General features: G+C 65.0%; 18 protein-coding genes and 1 pseudogene. 8 read left to right on the top strand and 11 right to left on the bottom strand.

All coding sequences use genetic code 11. The annotated features are described in order from the left end of the window. Positions 1 to 13: 13 nt before the first annotated feature. A complete protein-coding gene (locus tag AUL31_RS06965) occupies positions 14 to 1,540 on the bottom strand; it encodes a helicase HerA-like C-terminal domain-containing protein (protein WP_060603457.1) in 1,527 nt (508 codons plus the stop codon). A gap of 95 nt (positions 1,541 to 1,635) precedes the next feature. Between AUL31_RS06965 and AUL31_RS06970 the strand changes: the two genes are divergently transcribed. Together AUL31_RS06970 and AUL31_RS06975 are read left to right on the top strand one after the other, a co-directional pair. After that, entirely contained in the window at positions 1,636 to 1,986 is a 351-nt protein-coding gene (locus AUL31_RS06970; RefSeq protein ID WP_060603460.1) for a hypothetical protein, read from the top strand. Between the two features lie 12 nt (positions 1,987 to 1,998). Further along, the gene (locus AUL31_RS06975; RefSeq protein ID WP_060603463.1) at positions 1,999 to 3,090 is read left to right on the top strand and encodes a magnesium transporter CorA family protein; all 1,092 of its coding nucleotides are present in this window, start codon (positions 1,999 to 2,001) and stop codon (positions 3,088 to 3,090) included. Here AUL31_RS06975 and pqqE read toward each other — a convergent pair. From pqqE to AUL31_RS07005, 5 genes and pseudogenes are all read right to left on the bottom strand, one after another. Continuing rightward, entirely contained in the window at positions 3,085 to 4,212 is a 1,128-nt protein-coding gene (pqqE, locus tag AUL31_RS06980) for a pyrroloquinoline quinone biosynthesis protein PqqE (protein WP_082646840.1), read from the bottom strand. The genes AUL31_RS06975 and pqqE overlap by 6 nt on opposite strands. Before the next feature lie 5 nt (positions 4,213 to 4,217). Continuing rightward, a pseudogene (gene pqqC, locus AUL31_RS06990) lies at positions 4,218 to 5,251 on the bottom strand (pyrroloquinoline-quinone synthase PqqC). Further along, the gene (gene pqqB / locus AUL31_RS06995; protein WP_060603914.1) at positions 5,248 to 6,162 is read right to left on the bottom strand and encodes a pyrroloquinoline quinone biosynthesis protein PqqB; all 915 of its coding nucleotides are present in this window, start codon (positions 6,160 to 6,162) and stop codon (positions 5,248 to 5,250) included. The pseudogene pqqC and the gene pqqB overlap by 4 nt, the downstream one beginning before the upstream one ends. A gap of 42 nt (positions 6,163 to 6,204) precedes the next feature. After that, positions 6,205 to 6,285, bottom strand: a complete 81-nt coding sequence (gene pqqA, locus AUL31_RS20870) for a pyrroloquinoline quinone precursor peptide PqqA (protein WP_082015983.1) — start codon at positions 6,283 to 6,285, stop codon at positions 6,205 to 6,207. Positions 6,286 to 6,407: 122 nt separating this feature from the next. Continuing rightward, on the bottom strand, positions 6,408 to 7,418 hold the full coding sequence (locus AUL31_RS07005; RefSeq protein WP_060603479.1) for an asparaginase: 1,011 nt from the start codon (positions 7,416 to 7,418) through the stop codon (positions 6,408 to 6,410). A 128-nt stretch (positions 7,419 to 7,546) separates the two neighbouring features. Here AUL31_RS07005 and AUL31_RS07010 point away from each other — a divergent pair, with 128 nt between their 5' ends. Continuing rightward, complete coding sequence (locus AUL31_RS07010; protein ID WP_060603481.1) at positions 7,547 to 8,500, top strand: carbohydrate kinase family protein; 954 nt, start codon at positions 7,547 to 7,549, stop codon at positions 8,498 to 8,500. A 60-nt stretch (positions 8,501 to 8,560) separates the two neighbouring features. Here AUL31_RS07010 and AUL31_RS07015 read toward each other — a convergent pair whose 3' ends face one another. After that, on the bottom strand, positions 8,561 to 9,322 hold the full coding sequence (locus tag AUL31_RS07015; protein ID WP_060603486.1) for an outer membrane protein: 762 nt from the start codon (positions 9,320 to 9,322) through the stop codon (positions 8,561 to 8,563). A 198-nt stretch (positions 9,323 to 9,520) separates the two neighbouring features. On the opposite strand from AUL31_RS07015, the gene AUL31_RS07020 reads away from it, so the two are divergent. The 4 genes from AUL31_RS07020 (at position 9,521) to AUL31_RS07035 (ending at position 12,169) form a co-directional block, all read left to right on the top strand. Continuing rightward, on the top strand, positions 9,521 to 9,961 hold the full coding sequence (locus AUL31_RS07020; RefSeq protein WP_060603489.1) for a c-type cytochrome: 441 nt from the start codon (positions 9,521 to 9,523) through the stop codon (positions 9,959 to 9,961). A 99-nt stretch (positions 9,962 to 10,060) separates the two neighbouring features. Beyond that, entirely contained in the window at positions 10,061 to 10,486 is a 426-nt protein-coding gene (locus tag AUL31_RS07025; protein ID WP_060603916.1) for a MerR family transcriptional regulator, read from the top strand. Between the two features lie 163 nt (positions 10,487 to 10,649). Beyond that, positions 10,650 to 11,780 carry a sensor histidine kinase gene (locus AUL31_RS07030; RefSeq protein ID WP_060603492.1) on the top strand — a complete coding sequence of 377 codons (1,131 nt, stop codon included), beginning with the start codon at positions 10,650 to 10,652 and terminating at the stop codon, positions 11,778 to 11,780. Between the two features lie 26 nt (positions 11,781 to 11,806). Continuing rightward, the gene (locus tag AUL31_RS07035) at positions 11,807 to 12,169 is read left to right on the top strand and encodes a response regulator (RefSeq protein ID WP_060603495.1); all 363 of its coding nucleotides are present in this window, start codon (positions 11,807 to 11,809) and stop codon (positions 12,167 to 12,169) included. 59 nt (positions 12,170 to 12,228) lie between these two features. On the opposite strand, the gene AUL31_RS07040 is transcribed toward AUL31_RS07035, so the two are convergent. The 4 genes from AUL31_RS07040 to AUL31_RS07055 all read right to left on the bottom strand — a co-directional run bounded on the left by AUL31_RS07040 (position 12,229) and on the right by AUL31_RS07055 (position 14,610). Beyond that, positions 12,229 to 12,462 carry a hypothetical protein gene (locus AUL31_RS07040; RefSeq protein ID WP_060603499.1) on the bottom strand — a complete coding sequence of 78 codons (234 nt, stop codon included), beginning with the start codon at positions 12,460 to 12,462 and terminating at the stop codon, positions 12,229 to 12,231. A gap of 132 nt (positions 12,463 to 12,594) precedes the next feature. Then, on the bottom strand, positions 12,595 to 13,002 hold the full coding sequence (locus AUL31_RS07045; RefSeq protein ID WP_060603502.1) for a Fur family transcriptional regulator: 408 nt from the start codon (positions 13,000 to 13,002) through the stop codon (positions 12,595 to 12,597). A 94-nt stretch (positions 13,003 to 13,096) separates the two neighbouring features. Then, entirely contained in the window at positions 13,097 to 14,008 is a 912-nt protein-coding gene (locus AUL31_RS07050) for a class I fructose-bisphosphate aldolase (protein WP_060603505.1), read from the bottom strand. Positions 14,009 to 14,148: 140 nt separating this feature from the next. Further along, positions 14,149 to 14,610 carry an Lrp/AsnC ligand binding domain-containing protein gene (locus tag AUL31_RS07055; protein ID WP_060603508.1) on the bottom strand — a complete coding sequence of 154 codons (462 nt, stop codon included), beginning with the start codon at positions 14,608 to 14,610 and terminating at the stop codon, positions 14,149 to 14,151. Positions 14,611 to 14,672: 62 nt separating this feature from the next. Here AUL31_RS07055 and AUL31_RS07060 point away from each other — a divergent pair, with 62 nt between their 5' ends. Beyond that, on the top strand, positions 14,673 to 16,649 hold the full coding sequence (locus tag AUL31_RS07060) for an FUSC family protein (RefSeq protein WP_060603511.1): 1,977 nt from the start codon (positions 14,673 to 14,675) through the stop codon (positions 16,647 to 16,649). Positions 16,650 to 16,693 lie beyond the last annotated feature (44 nt).

A 16,693-nucleotide genomic window follows, 5' to 3' on the forward strand; every position in this document is an offset into this window, starting at 1 on the left:
GATCGGCGCGGGTTCATCGCCCGCGCCGGAAGCCCCCGAGGATACCGCGCAGTACGGCATTGGTGACCTGGGTTGCCACTGTGCGGCCAACCGATTTCATGATCGCTTCCGTTACAGTCTGCCGCTGATAGCCGGAGGCGCGCCGACGCGGCGCCGGCTTGGATGTCTGCGGCCCGTCGTTGAAATCCGGTATCGGCAGGCGGCGCTGCTGCGCCTCAACCGCCGTTTCCTCGGCCAGCTTGTCATCGGCCCGCTGGTTGAGGATTTCGTAGGCGGACTCCCTGTCCACCGCCGTATCGTACCGGCCACGCACCGGGCTGTCGCTCATCACGGCGCGGCGCTCGGCATCGTCCAGAGGCCCCAAGCGCCCCACCGGCGGGCGGATCAGGCAGCGCTGCACGATGCTCGGCACCCCGCCCTTGCCGAGCGTCGACACCAGCGCCTCGCCGACGCCCAGCTCGGTGATGGCCTTGAACGTGTCGAAATCCGGATTGGGGCGAAAGGTGGACGCTGCCGTACGCACGGCTTTCTCTTCACGCGGGGTATAGGCGCGCAGCGCATGCTGCACACGGTTGCCAAGCTGGGCCAGCACGCTTTCCGGAACGTCCATCGGGTTCTGCGTTACGAAATACACGCCGACGCCCTTGGAGCGGATCAGCTTCACCACCTGCTCGATGCGGTCCACCAGCGCCTTCGGGGCATCGTCGAACAGCAAATGCGCCTCGTCGAAAAAGAAGACGAGTTTGGGTTTGTCGGGGTCGCCCACTTCGGGCATCTCCTCGAACAGTTCCGACAGGAGCCACAGAAGGAACGTCGCATAGAGGCGCGGGCTCGACATCAGCTTGTCGGCCGCCAGCACGCTCACATAGCCACGCCCGTCACGGTCGACGCGCATGAGATCGTCGATCGCCATGGCCGGCTCGCCGAAGAAGTTGCGGGCCCCCTGGTTTTCGAGAACCAGCAACTGACGCTGGATCGCGCCGACGCTGGCCTTGGCTACGTTGCCGTACCGCCGCGAGATTTCGTCCGCCTGCTCGGCGACATGGGTCAGCATCGCCTGAAGGTCCTTCAGGTCCAGCAGCAGCAAGCCCTGCTCGTCGGCGATGCGGAAGGCGATGTTGAGCACACCCTCCTGCGCGTCGGTCAAATCCATCAGCCGCGACAACAGAAGCGGGCCCATTTCCGATACGGTCGTGCGGACCGGATGCCCCTTCTCGCCGAAGAGATCCCAGAAGATCGCCGGAGAATAGTCGTTGACATAGGGGTTGAGGCCCACCTCGCCGGCCCGCTTGACGAGGAAGTCCTTCGGCTCGCCGCGCACCGCAAGGCCCGACAGGTCGCCCTTCACGTCGGCACAGAAGACGGGCACGCCCGCAGCGGAAAACCCTTCTGCCAGCACCTGCAGCGTCACCGTCTTGCCGGTGCCGGTGGCGCCCGTGACAAGGCCGTGGCGGTTTGCGTATTTCAGTAACAGTTCTTCGGGCACCGGGTTGCCTTCGGACACACTCGCCCCAAGAAACAGCTTACCGTCTTCCTGCATGTTCACCCTCCGCTTGCCGTTCGCGCCAGCCTTTGCCATGGTCCCGCCGTGCCCGGCCGGTAGCCGGACGATCGCCAAAGTCAGGACTACCAGAAATGGACGATCTCTTCTCCCGTATATCTGCTGCGGCCGAGATTTCGGAAAGCGACGCACGTCAGGCGGTTGGATACATCCTCGCCTACATGCACGCTGAAAGCGAAGACGATTCGCTGCCCGGCATGGTTTCGGCCACCCCCGGGGCGGCGGAGGCACTGGCAACCGCCAATGGTTACGACGGCAGCGGCGGCATCATGGGTCTCGGCGCCCGCCTGATGGGGATGGGCCTCGACATGGAGCAGATCCGCGATGTGGCGGAAAGCTTCGTCGCCGCCGCGCGCAAGCATGCCGGCGACGAAACGGTGGACAAGGCCATCGCCTCGGTGCCCGCGCTCGCCCAGTTCATCTAAGCGAATTCTGCGATGATCCTCGCCTACGTATTCTCCGATGGGCGCATGCGCCCCGTCGCTTCGGCGGGCGCGGACTTTGCCTCCGACGCCATCTGGCTCGATCTCTTCGATCCAACGCCGGAAGAAGTCGCCGCAATCGAAAAGCATCTTGCCATCGACGTTCCGACGCCCGAGGAGATGCGCGAGATCGAAGTGTCGAGCCGCCTCTACACCGAGGACAACGCCGACTTCATGACGCTGGTGCTGCCGCATGGCCGCCAGGCAACCGGCGTGGCGCAATTCGCGCCCGTCACCTTCATCCTTGTGGGTTCCTCGCTCGTCACGCTGCGCTACAGCGAACCGCGCAGCTTCGAGTTGTATGCGGCCAAGCTGTGCCGCGAGCCCGTATCGTTCGACCTGACATTGCCGCCCACGCCCGAAGACGTCGAGGCCGCCGGCCCCGACGAAGACGGCGCGGCGCCGCAGCCGGCAGCCGCAAAGCCCGCGCGAAAGCCGGCACGCCCCCCGCGCCCGGAGGTCATCCTGCTGGGGCTTCTGGAAGCGGTGGTGGATCGGGTCGCCGACCTTCTGGAAGGCACCGCAATCGACCTCGACCACACGGCCAAGGACATCTTCCAGTCGTCGGAGCAGCGCGCGCCGATCGCCAATGCCCGCTACAAGGAGATGCTACGGCAGATCGGCCGCTGCGCCGACCTTGCCTCCCGCACGCGCGAGGCGCTTGTCACCTTCGACAGGATGCTGCCTTTCGCACAGCTCGCCTTCGACCGGCGCAAGGCGCCGAAGGAGCTCAAGTCACGCATCAAGGCGATGTCGCGCGATATCCAGTCGCTCAACGATTTCGCGGCCTTCATCAACAACAAGACCAATTTCCTGCTGGATACGGCCGTCGGCATGATCTCGATCGAGCAGAACGCGATCATCAAGATCTTCTCGGTGGCGGCCGTCGGCTTCATGCCGCCGACGCTGATCGCTTCGATCTACGGAATGAACTTCCAGGACATGCCGGAGCTGTCGTGGCATTTCGGCTATCCCCTGGCCATCGCCGGCATGTTCGTCTCGGCGATCCTGCCGCTCGCCTATTTCCGCTACAAGCGCTGGCTATAAAGCCCGCCCGAACTGGCGGTAAGAGGCGGGGCCCGGGTCGCGGGATGCGGCCTCGGTCACGGCCATGTCCTTCACCCGCTCATGGAATGTCGATTTGATGCAGGCCGGGTCGGCATTGGCGGCATCGCCCGTCAGTGCGAGAGCCTGGCAGCGGCATCCGCCCAGATCGATCATCTTGCGTTCGCAACTGGCGCAGGGCTCCTTCATCCAGCTCGTGCCGCGATAGGCGTCGAAGGCCGGGGACGCCGCCCATATATCCTGCAGCGAATGGTCGCGCACCGACCAGAACTCCAGATGCTTGATCGTCTGCGCCGCATGGCACGGCAGCACCATGCCGGACGGGGTGACGCTAAAGGTTCGCAGGCCCCAGCCGCCGTTGCACAGCTTCGGATAGCGCGCGTAGTAATCGGGGAAGACGGCATCGATGGCCAACCGGCCCTTCAACGCCTCGCGTGCGGCGGTTATCTCCTCGATGGTCCTGTCCACATCCTCGCGGCTCGGCATGAGCTGCGCCCGGTTCTTCAGCGCCCAGCCATAATACTGCGTATGCGCCACCTCCAGCCGCTTGGCGCCCAGCGCCAGCGCCTTGTCGATCATCAAGGGCACCTGATGAATGTTCTGGCGGTGGATGACGGCGTTCAACGTCAGCGGAAACCCGCGCTGAACGACGGCATGGGCAAAGGCTTCCTTGCGCTCGAATGCCCCTTTCATGCCGCCGACGCGTTCGGTGATCTCCGGATCGGCGCCCTGCATCGATAGCTGGATATGGTCGAGCCCGGCTTCCAGGAGCCTGTCCAGCATGTCATCGCCCACCGCGATGCCGGACGTGATGAGGTTGGTATACAGGCCGGCAGCCGCCGCATGGGCGGTCAGCTCGACGATGTCCTTGCGGGCGGTCGGCTCACCCCCGGACAGATGAACGTGGATCACGCCCATCTCGGCCGCCTGGTCGAAGACGCGTTTCCAGTCGTCGGTCGACAGCTCCGCCGAGCGCGTTTCCAGCTCCAGCGGGTTGGAGCAATAGGTGCAGCGCAGGGGGCAGCGATGCGTCAACTCCGCCAGAACGCCGATCGGCGCGGGCGGTGCCGGGTGCGGCTCGGGCATGGCCCGTGGATTCGGCATCTCGTTCATAGGACCACCAGTTGCTTTTCTTCCAGGTCGGACAGAAACCCTTCCACATCCGGCCGGATCACGGAGATTTCGGCGGCGAAGTTGGCGGCAAGATCGGCGACGATGTCGTCCAGTGTACGCCTGCCGTCCACGCGTTTCAAAATTTCCGTGGCCACGCCGTCCGCCTCGAAGATGCGCTCGGGGCCCACCAGTATGTACCGCCCGCGCGTCTTGTCCTCGCGAAACCGCACGCCGTGCGGAAAGCGCGGCACGAGATCGTCGGCAAGGCCGCTCATCGCCCGGCCTCCCCGGAGGCAAGGCCGCTGCCGGGCTGCCATGCCCCGGGCGGGACCATGCCGGGTTCGACATAGGAAAAATAAAGCGCGTCGAGCTGCGCCCACAGCACGTCGCATTTGAAGCGAAGGGCGTTCAGCACGGCTTCCTGCTCTTCCGGCCGGCGGGCGTTGTCGATGCAGTAATGCAGGGCGAAGTCGGAATCCTGTTTCGCCTGCACGGGCCGCTTGTCGAAATAGGCAAGGGTGTCCCGCGTGATGAACGGATAATGCTCCAGCATGCCGCGCACGCGCTCGCTGATGACCGTCGGCGAGAAAAGCTCCGTCAGCGACGAGGCCACCGCCTCCAGCAGCGTCCTGTCCCGCACGAAGTGCACATAGGCGTCCACGGCAAACCGGGTTGCCGGCAGGATACCCTTGCCGGCCACGACATAGGCTTCGTCCAGCCCGACGCCGCGCCCGAGTGCGATCCACTTCTCGATACCGCCGGGCTCGCTGCCGTCGCCGTCATGGTCGATGATGCGGCGGCGCCATTCGCGGCGCAGCTCGGGCGTCGTCAGGCGGCTGAGGATGATGGAGTCCTTCACCGGGATCATCGACTGGTAGTAATAGCGGTTGAGCGCCCAGGCCTGCACCTGGCTTTTCGACAGCTTGCCGGTGTGCAACAGGCGATGGAACGGATGCAGGTTATGATACCGCTCGGCGCCGATCTGCCGCAGCGCCGCCTCGAATTCATGCGCGTTCAGAAGCGGCTTCATGCAACAAGCTCCATCCCGTCATAGGCGACGCGCCAGCCGCACGCCTCTACCCGGTCGCGTTCTTCCGATCCCTCGACGAGGATCGGGTTCGTATTGTTGATGTGGATATAGATCTTCTCGCCGATGCCGAGCCCGTCGAAGGCCTCAAGGCTTCCGCCCGGCCCGGAAATGGGGACATGGCCCATGCGCCGGCCCGTCTTGGCGCCGACACCGGCCGCCTCCATCTCGCCGTCGGTAAAGACGGTGCCGTCGAACAGGACCGCATGCGCACCGGATACGCGCTGGCGCACATCATCCGTCACCTCGGCGCATCCCGGTATGTAGAAAATCGACTGGCCGCCCGCCGAAAGGCGAAGGCCCACCGTCATCTCACCGACTTCGCCGACGGATACGTCGCCTTTTTCCAGGTAAAGCGGCACCTTGCCCGGCACGGCGAACATCTCGACGCTCAAACCGGGTACCGGCTCGAAGGGCGCGTCCAGCGGCACGCGGATGCGCTCGACGCACTCGGCGGACAAGACTTCGAAGATCGGGTTGGCGGCGATCACGTCCATCACTCCGGCGGTTCCGTAAAGCGACAATGGCTGGCGTTCGCGCAGGGTCAGAAGCCCTGCCACGTGGTCGACATCGCCATTCGTCACCAATGCCGCCGCAATGGCCGAGGCGCGTCGCTGGCCGTGGTCAGCGGCCGCACTGGCAGCCATCGACGGCGTGGACAGGATCTGCTGCCGCAAATCCGGAGACGCGTTGACGAGAAGCCATCGCTTGCCATCGGCTGTCGCAGCTATGGATGATTGGGTCCGCGCCTGCACTCTCGGGTCGCCGCGCCAGGCAAGGGCGCAGACGTCGCAATTGCAGTTCCACTGCGGGTAGCCGCCCCCGGCAGCGGAACCCAGCACGGTCAATCGCAGGCGGCCTTCCGACCGCCCGCGATCGACTGTTTGCCTAGGCAATTAGAATTCAATCGGCATGTAGCCGTTGATTTCCATAGCCACACATACTTCCACGATAGCGGGTTTGTTCCAGGCCATCATAGTTCTCCCATTCTCGGACGCGCGCAGAATGCCCGCGTTACGTCTCGTAATAGGTGCCCACTGAATGGCAATATTAAAGACCTGTGCGATCACGTAAAGGCGAGAAATCTTCCCTGACGCGGTCAAAAGTTCCAGGGCCGGTCCGGCCGGACCTCGCCGACGCTCTGCTTTTCCCAGTTACGCAGGGTCGTGCGTGCCTGCCCGTCGAAGGTTTCGGCAAGATCGCGGTCCACTTTACGCAAAAGGCCGGCCAGGACGGCGGCAACGGCGCTTTCGGCGGCGCGGGTCGTGCCATCTTCGGCCTTGATTGCGATACCGAGACCCAGCTCGGGCACGGCGCCGCAGAAAACGCCCTCCGCCCCCGTCTTCACGAAGACGCGACCCTGCCCCGCCTCGATCAGCGCCTTGCACTTGCGGCCCGTGCCCGACATTTCGAAGGGATGGGCGATGCAGGCCCGGATCAGCCTTTGTCCGGCCTTTGCCCTGCCCGCATCGATGCCCTGCCCGGCCACGATCCGCGCGAAGGCCAAGGCAAACCCGGACAGCGGCGCGGCATAGGTGGGGATGGAACAGCCGTCGGTGCCGCAGGCGTCGTCGCTGAGCGGCGCGCCGGTCGTCTCGGCGATGGCCGCGCGCGCACGGCGCTGCACCGGATGGGAGGCCATGACATAGCCTGCCGTCTCCTCGCCCATGTGGACGGCGGTACACAGGAAACCGGCATGCTTTCCGGAACAGTTGTTATGCAGGGCGGTCGGGGTGCCGCCGCTGCGGGCAAGCTCCAGCGCGACCGGCAGATCGAAAGGCCAGTGGCAGCCGCATTCGAGTTGCGCCGGGTCCACGCCGCCCTTGGCCAGCATCTCGCGCGCCGCCATCACATGGGCGTCTTCGCCCGAATGGGAGGCGCAGGCCATCGCCAGATCCTGGTCGGAAAAGCCGGAGGCATCGGCGGCCCCGGTCTCGATCAGCGGAAGCGCCTGCAGCACCTTCACCGCCGAGCGCGGAAAGACGGCCCGGTCCACGTCGCCCAGCGCCGACACCGTGCGCCCTGCCCCGTCCACGACGCTGACATGCACGCGGTGGCGGCTTTCCACCAGCGCTCCACGCGTGACCTCGATGATCATCGGATCGGCCATCTCACCTTACCCCGCCTGCCGGATGTGCGGTCGCTGTAACAGCCACGCCGAGCCCGCGCCAGTAACGGGCGGTATTCGACCGCATTGTTTTTTGCTATCGCAAGCGACGATCAGATGGGAGGGGTTGCATGTTCCTGAGTTGCGGCGACGCACTGTTCGACCTGTTCGAGGTACAGGATGGCCGTGGGCCGGCATCGGTGGCGCTGGAAGGCCGCGTCGGCGGATCGCCGCTCAATGTCGCCCTCGGTCTTGCCCGGCTCGGCCATCCCAGCGCCTTCTTCACGAAAGTATCGGGCGACCTCTTCGGTCGCCGTATCCGGGCCTTCATGCAGGATGAAGGCATCGACCAGCGGTTCCTGGTGCCCACCACGCGCGGCACCACGCTGGCCGTCGTATCGCTGACGCCGGAAGGCACCCCGCATTACGATTTCCACATCGAGGGCACCGCCGACCGCTCGATCGAGGTGGCCGACGTGCCGGAGCATTTCCCGGACGATCTTTCGGCCATCCACATCGCCTCCTACTCGACGGTGACGGAGCCGACGGCCTCGGCGCTTCTGCATCTGATCGGGCAGGAATCGGGCCGGCGCTTCATTTCCTACGATCCCAACATCCGCGCCACGATCGAGCCGGATCTCGACCTGTGGCGCGAGCGCATGGCGCGCATCCTGCCCAAGGCCACGCTGGTGAAGGCCAGCGAAGAGGATCTGCAGCAGATCCATCCCGGGCGCTCGCTGGATTCCGTCCTGTCGGACTGGATGTCGGCCGGACCGGCCATTGCGCTGGTGACGCGCGGTGAAAACGGCGCCATCGCGGCCACGGCCGGCGGACACGAAGTGCAGCTACCGGGGGTCGCCGTGACGGTGGTGGATACGGTGGGTGCGGGCGATACGTTCCAGGCGGCGGCGCTGGCCTTTTTGAGCGAGCGCGGGCGCCTCAGCCGCGAAGGCGTGACGGCCATGTCGCCGGCAGAGCTGGAAGAGCTCGTCGGCTTTGCCATCCGTGCCGCCGCGATCACCTGCGGGCGGCGCGGAGCCGATCTTCCGCGCCGGGCCGACCTGGGGCTTCAGCCTCTGGCCTGACAACGAAAACGCCGCCGGCCCGAAAAGGGCCGGCGGCGCATTCAAGGATAGCCTGTCCGCTCAGTTGAAGCGGTAGGAAGCCTTGGCCCATACGGTGTGGAAGTCCAGGCTGTTGCCGGACGTCGCCGTCAGCGACTCTGTCGCGATGCTCGACCCGGCCGGCGTGTACTTCACCTTGGTGTCGGACTTGCCGAGGTCGGTGTAGAGATATTCGACGCCGACGGACACGTTCTGCGCGACCAGGTAATCGAGGCCGGCGCCCAGCGCGTAGCCGAAATCCTTGGTGTCCTCTTCCAGCGAGACATTGTAGGTCGTGCCGCCGGACGTGACGCTGCTGTTGCCGATCAGGTCGTTGGACACCTTGGCGAAGGCCAGACCGCCCGTGGCGAAGACGGCGAAGCGATCCGACGTCAGGCCCGCCTTGGCGCGCAGCGTACCCAGGAAGTCGATGTCCTGCTTGGAGCCGAACTCCTGCCCGAACTGGGTGAAGTTGGCGTAGGAATTGGCGTCGACATAATTGATGTCGGCAATGGCGCCGACGATGAAATTGTCGATCTGGTGGTCGTAGCCGGCATGCAGGCCCAGCACCACGCCTGCTTCGCCGTCCTTGCTGCCGCCCGCGAAGGACGAGCCGGCGGACGAGAACAGGCCCGAATCGCGGCTGAGCGCCACGCCGGCCTGGCCGCCGACATAGAAGCCGGTCCAGGTGTAGCCGGTATCGTAGGCCATCGGCGCAGCGATCGGATCGTTGTAGATGATGTCCGCGGCAAGAGCCGGGGTGGCAAGCGCCGAAACGGCGAGAAGAAGGGCGATGCGCTTCATGTGTGTGGATGCTCCAGAAACCCGTCGCGCACCACCGAAAGGCTTACGTGGCGCGACATCGTTCCTTTATAGGAATAAACCCTAACCGCCCGCTAAGAAGCATGGTTAACCGCATTGTCGTCACTCTGCGATTGCCAAGCCGCGATCCTTGTCCTTATTCTAAACGCAGGTGGGCGCCGCAGTTCTTTGGGAGGAAGCATGCGGAAAGCGACATTCGTCGCGGGGGCCTGGCTTGTTCTTGCGCTCTCTGCGCCCCTGGCGGCACAGGAGATCGGCGATCCCGTCGCCGGCGAGAAGGTCTTCAAGCGTTGCATGGCCTGTCATGCCGTCGGGGCAGGCGCCGCCAACAAGGTAGGACCCGAGCTCAACGGCATCATCGGCGAGAAGCCCGGCGACGTGGAGGGTTTCCGGTTTTCGCCCGACCTCGTCACCTGGGGCGAGGGCAAGGTCTGGAACGCCGAGCTGATGGCTCAGTGGCTGCAAAACCCCAAGGCCGTCGTACCGAAGACGAAGATGATCTTCCCCGGCATCAAGAAGGAGCAGGAGTTGAAGGACATCACGGCCTATCTGGCCGGCTTCGACGAAAGCGGCGCGCCTCGCGATCCGGCGGAGGCGCTGAAGGCGGCAGAGGCCAACTGACCCGTGTTCGGCAACGGCCGGTTCATTCCGGCCGTGGCCCTTGATTGCATCGCTGCCGAGGGTCAAATTCAAATCTTCAGTCACTGGAGGTTGGGCATCATGCATATCGGTGGAGTGAGCATCGGGCAGGCATCGCGGGACAGCGGCATCAAGGTGCCGACGATCCGCTACTACGAGTCCATCGGGCTCCTGCCCTCCCCGCCGCGCACCGAAGGCAACCGCCGCCTCTATGACGGGGCCGATCTGCGCCGGCTGCGATTCATCAGGCACGCCCGGGAACTGGGATTCGAGATCGAGCCGATCCGCGAATTGCTGAACCTGGCGCAGGAGCCCGACCGCCCCTGCGAGAGTGCCGACAGGATCGCGCTGTCGCATCTGTCCGAAATCGACAGCAAGATCGCCAGGCTGACTGCGCTCCGGTCCGAGATCGCCCGCATGGTGGCCTGCGATCACGGAAGCATCGGCGAATGCCGCGTCATCGAGGTGCTTGCCGACCACGACAAGTGCATCGCCCACAATCACTGATTTAATTTTGCAGCACGAATCTTCGCCGCCTCGCCGCTCAGCACGGGTCGTATCGGGCGACATGAGAGGAGACTTGGAAAAGCCTTCATCTTAAGGTTGAAGCTTGCGCCGTTCCCGCGGTATCGAATCGTCTTCGTCATCAGTCAGGCCACCCGCGACACCCATGGCTTCCCGCTCAGTTTCCGATTCTGCGCCGACGGCGGAAAGCGATACGCAGGCTCGGCTGGATGCCCTCGATCTTTACGCGATCCTGGATACTCCGGCCGAAGTCGAGTTCGACGACATCGCCTTTCTGGCCGCCGATATCTGCGAATCGGCCACGGCGCTTGTGAGCCTGGTCGTCGAGCAACGGCAATGGTTCAAGGCGCGCGTCGGCTTCGATGCCTGCCAGACCCCCATTGGCCAATCGATCTGCGTTCATGCGCTGCAGTCGCCGGGCCTGCTCGTCATCCCCGACCTGACGGTCGATCCGAGGACGAAGGACAACACGCTCGTCACCGGCGCGCCGCATGTGCGGTTCTATGCAGGCGCGCGGCTGGAAACGCCGGAGGGGATCGGCATAGGCACGCTCTGCGTCCTGGACGACAAGCCCCGCCCCGGTGGCCTGACCGAGCGCCAGGCGGCCGGCCTTGAGCGGTTGGCGCGGCAGGTGATGACGCAGTTCGCGTTGCGCAGGGCGATCCAGGAGCGCGACGCCGCCGAAGAGCGCCGGCGCTTCCTGAACGAAGAGCTGGCGCACCGTATGAAGAACACGATGGCGACGGTGCAGGCCATCGCCAGCCAGACATTGCGCGGCGTTACCGAAAGGGCGGCCGTCGAGGCGTTCCACAAGCGGCTCCACGCCATCGCTTCCGCCCATCAGGTCCTGTTGCAGCGGAGCTGGTCCGGCGCATCCTTGCAGTCAGTGGTCGAGGCGATGATCGGCACCTTCGACATGGAGGATCGGTTCGACGTATCGGGCCCGCCGGTCGACCTTGGCGCACGGGCGACGTTGTCGCTGTCGCTGCTTCTGCATGAACTTGCAACCAACGCCCTGAAATACGGATCGCTGTCGTCGCCATTGGGCCGCACTGCGATCGAATGGCGTATGGAGCCGGTCGACGGCGGAAGCGACCTTGTTCTGGAATGGCGCGAAAGCGGCGGTCCTGCCCCCCGCGCGCCGCAGGCAAGGGGTTTCGGGTCGCGACTTATTGCCATGGGCCTAGCTGGAACGGGTGGAAGTGAACTTCGTTACCCCGCCGAAGGATTCTCGGCGACGTTTCGCGCACCGGTTTCCCAAGTCGTGGAAGCATAAGGACCGAACCCGTGACCCGCACCGACATGGAGAGACGACCGGTCGTTCTCGTCGTCGAAGACGAGCCGGTCCTGCGCATGATGGCGGTGGATATGGTCGAGGATGCGGGTTTCGAAGCACTGGAGGCCGCGGACGCCAACCAGGCGATCGATATCCTGCAAAGTCGGCTCGACATCCGTATCGTGTTCACCGATATCGACATGCCGCAGGGAATGGACGGCATGCGGCTGGCAGCCGCCATCAGGGATCGCTGGCCGCCGATCGAAATCATCCTGACGTCAGGCTACGCCACGCCCGACGCCGACAGCCTGCCGGCGCGCAGCGTGTTTTTCCCCAAGCCCTATGTCGCGGAAAAGGTGGTCGAGGTCATGCACCGGATGGCCGCCTGACCGCATAGGCTTATCCCGCCCCTTGCGCGGGGCGGAAGGCCGCAAGGCCGGCTTGCCGTTCAGGCAGACTTCGCGGTCTTCGCGGGGGCCCGGCGCTTCTTTACCGGCGCGACGGCGACCGTCTTGGCTTCGACCGCCATGCGCGCTGCACGAAGGCGAGCGGTCTTCTCAAGCCTGCGCTTGGATTCGGAGTCGATGATCGCGCGCGCTGCACTGGTGGTCAGGTCGTGCTTGGATTCCGATTTGGAAAGCTTCGGCTTGAAGGCATCCTGTTCTGTGATCACATCGGCCATCGTCCGTATCCTTCCAATCGAAAAACAAAAAGGCCGGGCAAAGCCCGGCCTTTGGAGGCGCCCGCCGCCCGATGGCGACAAGCTGCGAGATTTCAACAATTTAAGTAGGGCGCGCCGCGCCTTTGGCAAGGGTCAGGACGCCTTCGCGGCGCAGTCCGCGCATCGGCCCCGAATTTCCACCGATACACCCTCAGCAACGAAGGCGTGGGTCCGGGCGATGCGCGAGGCCGCCGTGTCGATCGCCTCGTCCGCCGCCTCGATCACCTTCTGGCACTCGGTGCAGACAAGGAAAACGACCGCATGATCGTGGCTTCCGTGGCCATGATGGGTACAGGCCATAAAGGCATTCTGGCTGTCCAGCTTGTGCACGAGATGCCGGTCGCCCAGCGCCCGCAGGGCGCGATAGATCTGCAGCGGCGCCTTCAGCCCTTCCGGACGCAGCCTGTCGAGAAGCTGATAGGCGGTCATCGGCGCGTGGTCGCCCCGCAGTGCATCGAGCACCAGCTTTTCGTTGCGGGTCAACTTTGCGGCTTTGGACATGCCCTGTCGATCTGCTTCATGAAGGAGGGAAGACGAAAGGCCGGCCTTTCGGCCGGCCCCCAATACCTAGTCACCCCTGCGCCACAGCGCAATGTCAGGCGTAAAGGTCCATGACCTTGTTCAGCAGCGCCAGGGCTTCTGCCTTCGGGCGCTGGAAGGAATTGCGCCCGATGATGGAGCCATTGCCGCCGCCGTCGCGAATGGACTGCACCTCGCCCAGAAGCTCGTCTTCGTTCTTGGCCGCGCCACCGGAGAAGACGACGATGCGCTTGCCCGCGAAGGAAGACTGCATGATATGGCGGACGCGGTCGGCGCCCGTTGCGCGCGGAATCTCGTTCTTCTCGTAGGTCGGCTTCGCATCCTTGAGGTCGACGAAATCGGTCGGCAGCTTGACCTTGATGATGGTGGCCCCCATCAACGCCGCCATGTGGGCGGCATAGGCGATGATATCGAGGGCTGTCTCGCCTTCCTTGGATACCTTGCCGCCGCGCGGATAGGACCAGACGACCGTCATGAGGCCGCGCGACTTGGCCTTCAAGGTGATCTCGCGCAGCTCTTCCATCATGTCGTAGGATGCGTCCGCACCCGGATAGATGGTGAAGCCGACGCCCACGCAACCGAGGCGCAGCGCGTCTTCGACGGTACCGGTCAGGGCCTGGTCCTGCGCGTTGACGAGCGAGTTGCCGCTGTTGAGCTTCAGGATCAACGGCACTTCGCCGGCGAAGGTATCGGCGCCCTGCTCGAGAAGGCCGAGCGGCGCGGCATAGCCCGAAACCCCGGACTCGATCGCCAGTTCATACAGATAATGCGGGTCGTAGGCGGCCGGATTGGGCGCGAAGCTGCGGGCCGGACCGTGCTCGAACCCCTGGTCCACCGGAAGGATGACGACGCGTCCGGTGCCGGCCAGCCGGCCATGCATCAGAAGACGCGACAGATTGCTCTTGAGACCGGGTGTCTCTCCTTCATACCAGGACAGGATCTTGCGAACGGTGTCGGTTCTCAGCATGGTGCCTCCGGGATCTGCGCAACCCGACTGTATGGTTGCTGCTTACATTCGGGATGATCTTCTGCGGCGCAAAATAGCCGGCGTAAAGACGCCCGTGAGGCCAATCCAAATTAAAATCGTTTGAAAATCGTCTTGCCCTCTCAAAGTGGGAGTGGGCCGTCATTCTTGACTTCTTCCATGACCGCATAGGTGCGTGTTTCCCGGACACCGGGAAGCGCCAGGACGATTTCTCCAAGGAACCGTCTGTATGCCGCCATGTCCGACAGGCGCGTCTTGATGAGATAGTCGAAGCCGCCGGCCACCATGTAGCATTCGAGGATTTCCGGCGTGCGCCGCGCCGCCTTGGCGAAGCGGTCGAAGACGTCCGGCGTCGTCGTATCCAGGATGACCTCCACGAAGACCAGCAGGCCGAAGCCCAGCTTCTGCGGGTCGAGCCGGGCCGAGAACCCCGTGATGTAACCTTCCTTCTGAAGCCGCTTGAGCCTTTCTCCCAGGGATGACGGCGCAAGGCCGATACGGCTGGCAAGCTCTGCATTGGTGATGCGGCCATCGGCCTGCAGGGCACGCAGGATGCGCCTGTCCGTTCTGTCGAGTTCGTTCATCCCGGTTGCCGCCCGCACTGCCGCTCACACATAATGACCCGACCGGTCTACACACACGGCCCATGAGCATAAAGAGCACCTTTTCGAAAGAACGCGACACGGCCGGCCTGCGGCAGCGGTTCCTGGCATCCGATCCGGGCCTCGTCCGGCTGCGGCTGGGCAGCCGTGTGCTTCTGACCGTCGCTCTGGTGGCCGGCATCCTTGCCCTTGCCCATCCGTGGATCGCCTTTCCGCCGTCGGCCTACGGCATGGCGATGGTGACCGCCATACAGGGCGCCGTTGCCATCAAGGATACGACGCCGCTGGCCAGGGCCGTCACGCGGGCCTATGCGGTGGCGGCGGCCTATGCGACCGTTCTGGCCATCGTACTGTTGAACGGCCAGACCGTCGCCGTCAGCACGCTGTTTCTCGTCGTCATCTTCGTCTCGGTCTACGCACGGCGCTTCGGCCTGCGCTGGCAGGCCGTCGGCATGTTCACCTTCATGTGCTTCGTCATCGCCGCCTATCTGCATCCGCAACCGGACGACCTCCCGGGAATCGCGGTGTCGCTGGTGTTGTCGTCGGTCGTCGCGCATCTGACCCGCAACTTCCTGCTGCCCGACCGGCCGGCGGAAGATTTCCAGCGGGGGCTGGAGGCGGTGGACGAGATCGTCGGGCGGCTGGCCGGGCGCATACGGCGGGCTGCCCGCAACGGGTGGTCGCCGGCGAGCCGGCAGGAGGCGCTGGAGATGGAGCGCCGCGCCAAGGACGCCATCCTGATCTGCGAGGGCTACCTGCCGATAGAGGCCGAGGCCGGCGACCTGTCGGGCGGGCGGGCGGCCGCCCTTGCCAACGATCTGTTCGATCTTCACCTCGCACTGGAAAGCGCCCTCGGAAGCGCCCTCGCCATGCCCGCACAGGGTTCCGGCAAGCTGCCCGAGGGGGTCGCCGGGCGGCTCGATGTCCTGGCCAAGGCCCGGCGCGAGGTACGCCGCAGCGCCGCGGCAACTCCGGCGACGGCCTTCGTCTCCGGCGGCGGCGGCACGGCGGCCCCGAACCGCGTGGCCAAGAGCGGCCCGGGCCGGAAACGGCTTCTTGAGGACCCGTTCTTCCGGCAGGCACTGCAGGTCACGCTTGCATCGGCCATCGCCATGACCGGCGGCATCTTCCTGTCTCCGGATCGCTGGTTCTGGGCGGTGCTGACGGCGTTTCTGGTCTTCACCAATACCCAGTCCCGGGGCGAAACCGCGATCCGCGGGTTGGAGCGCGCCGCCGGCACGGCCCTTGGCATCGTGGTGGGAATGGGGATGGCGGTGCTGGTATCCGGCGCGCTGTGGCCCACCATCCTCGTCGTGGCGATCAGCGTCTTCCTGGCGTTCTACCTGCTGACGCTGTCCTACAGCGCGATGACGTTCTTCATGACCGTGGCCATCTCGCTCGTCTACGGGCTGATCGGCACCTTCACGCCCGAGCTTCTGGTCCTGCGGCTGGAAGAGACGGTCATCGGCGCCACGGCCGGCATCTTCGTGTCTTTCTTCGTGCTGCCGCGCAGCACCTCCAGCCAGACGCGACAGGCGGTAGACCGGTTCATGCAGGCGCTGGACCAACTGCTGGAGACGGCCGCCGCCCTGGAGCCGGGCGACAACGATGCACGGTTGCTGGTGCGTGCCCGCCAGTTGGACAGGGCCCATGCCGATATCCGCAACGCCGTCGGACCGCTGCAGAGCGCGTGGACGTTCGGCGCCGGGCAGGTCGGCCTGCGGCGCGCCCTGATGCGGCTGAACGCCATCGTGCACGCCGCCCACGTGCTGGTGCGCCGTTTTGCCGCGACGCCTCCGACAGAGGGTGAACGAGAGCGCCTTTTGGCCATGCGCACCCAGATCGCGGCCCTGGCGCAGCATGGTCGCAACTTCTTCGGGCGCAGCGAAGTGGCCGAGATGCCGGATGCGCAAGACGCAGATGCAGGCGGCTCCAGCGAAAGCGTGGAGATGGCCCTGCGGTCGATCGCCCATGTCCTGGCGCAGGCCGACCCGGAAAGGCAGGCGCGCGCCCGCACTTGACGTCCGTCGGCGTCCTGGTGGCTAATGCTGCGGCAAGGGCGCCG

The sequence above is a fragment of the Aureimonas altamirensis genome (assembly GCF_001463885.1).
Lineage (GTDB): Bacteria > Pseudomonadota > Alphaproteobacteria > Rhizobiales > Rhizobiaceae > Aureimonas > Aureimonas altamirensis.

Coding starts and splice junctions, on each gene's coding strand:
- AUL31_RS06965 (WP_060603457.1), bottom strand. CDS start 1,540: ATGCAGGAAGACGGTAAGCTGTTTCTTGGGGCGAGTGTGTCCGAAGGC.
- AUL31_RS06970 (WP_060603460.1), top strand. CDS start 1,636: ATGGACGATCTCTTCTCCCGTATATCTGCTGCGGCCGAGATTTCGGAA.
- AUL31_RS06975 (WP_060603463.1), top strand. CDS start 1,999: ATGATCCTCGCCTACGTATTCTCCGATGGGCGCATGCGCCCCGTCGCT.
- pqqE (WP_082646840.1), bottom strand. CDS start 4,212: ATGCCGAATCCACGGGCCATGCCCGAGCCGCACCCGGCACCGCCCGCG.
- pqqA (WP_082015983.1), bottom strand. CDS start 6,285: ATGATGGCCTGGAACAAACCCGCTATCGTGGAAGTATGTGTGGCTATG.
- AUL31_RS07005 (WP_060603479.1), bottom strand. CDS start 7,418: ATGGCCGATCCGATGATCATCGAGGTCACGCGTGGAGCGCTGGTGGAA.
- AUL31_RS07010 (WP_060603481.1), top strand. CDS start 7,547: ATGTTCCTGAGTTGCGGCGACGCACTGTTCGACCTGTTCGAGGTACAG.
- AUL31_RS07015 (WP_060603486.1), bottom strand. CDS start 9,322: ATGAAGCGCATCGCCCTTCTTCTCGCCGTTTCGGCGCTTGCCACCCCG.
- AUL31_RS07020 (WP_060603489.1), top strand. CDS start 9,521: ATGCGGAAAGCGACATTCGTCGCGGGGGCCTGGCTTGTTCTTGCGCTC.
- AUL31_RS07025 (WP_060603916.1), top strand. CDS start 10,061: ATGCATATCGGTGGAGTGAGCATCGGGCAGGCATCGCGGGACAGCGGC.
- AUL31_RS07030 (WP_060603492.1), top strand. CDS start 10,650: ATGGCTTCCCGCTCAGTTTCCGATTCTGCGCCGACGGCGGAAAGCGAT.
- AUL31_RS07035 (WP_060603495.1), top strand. CDS start 11,807: ATGGAGAGACGACCGGTCGTTCTCGTCGTCGAAGACGAGCCGGTCCTG.
- AUL31_RS07040 (WP_060603499.1), bottom strand. CDS start 12,462: ATGGCCGATGTGATCACAGAACAGGATGCCTTCAAGCCGAAGCTTTCC.
- AUL31_RS07045 (WP_060603502.1), bottom strand. CDS start 13,002: ATGTCCAAAGCCGCAAAGTTGACCCGCAACGAAAAGCTGGTGCTCGAT.
- AUL31_RS07050 (WP_060603505.1), bottom strand. CDS start 14,008: ATGCTGAGAACCGACACCGTTCGCAAGATCCTGTCCTGGTATGAAGGA.
- AUL31_RS07055 (WP_060603508.1), bottom strand. CDS start 14,610: ATGAACGAACTCGACAGAACGGACAGGCGCATCCTGCGTGCCCTGCAG.
- AUL31_RS07060 (WP_060603511.1), top strand. CDS start 14,673: ATGAGCATAAAGAGCACCTTTTCGAAAGAACGCGACACGGCCGGCCTG.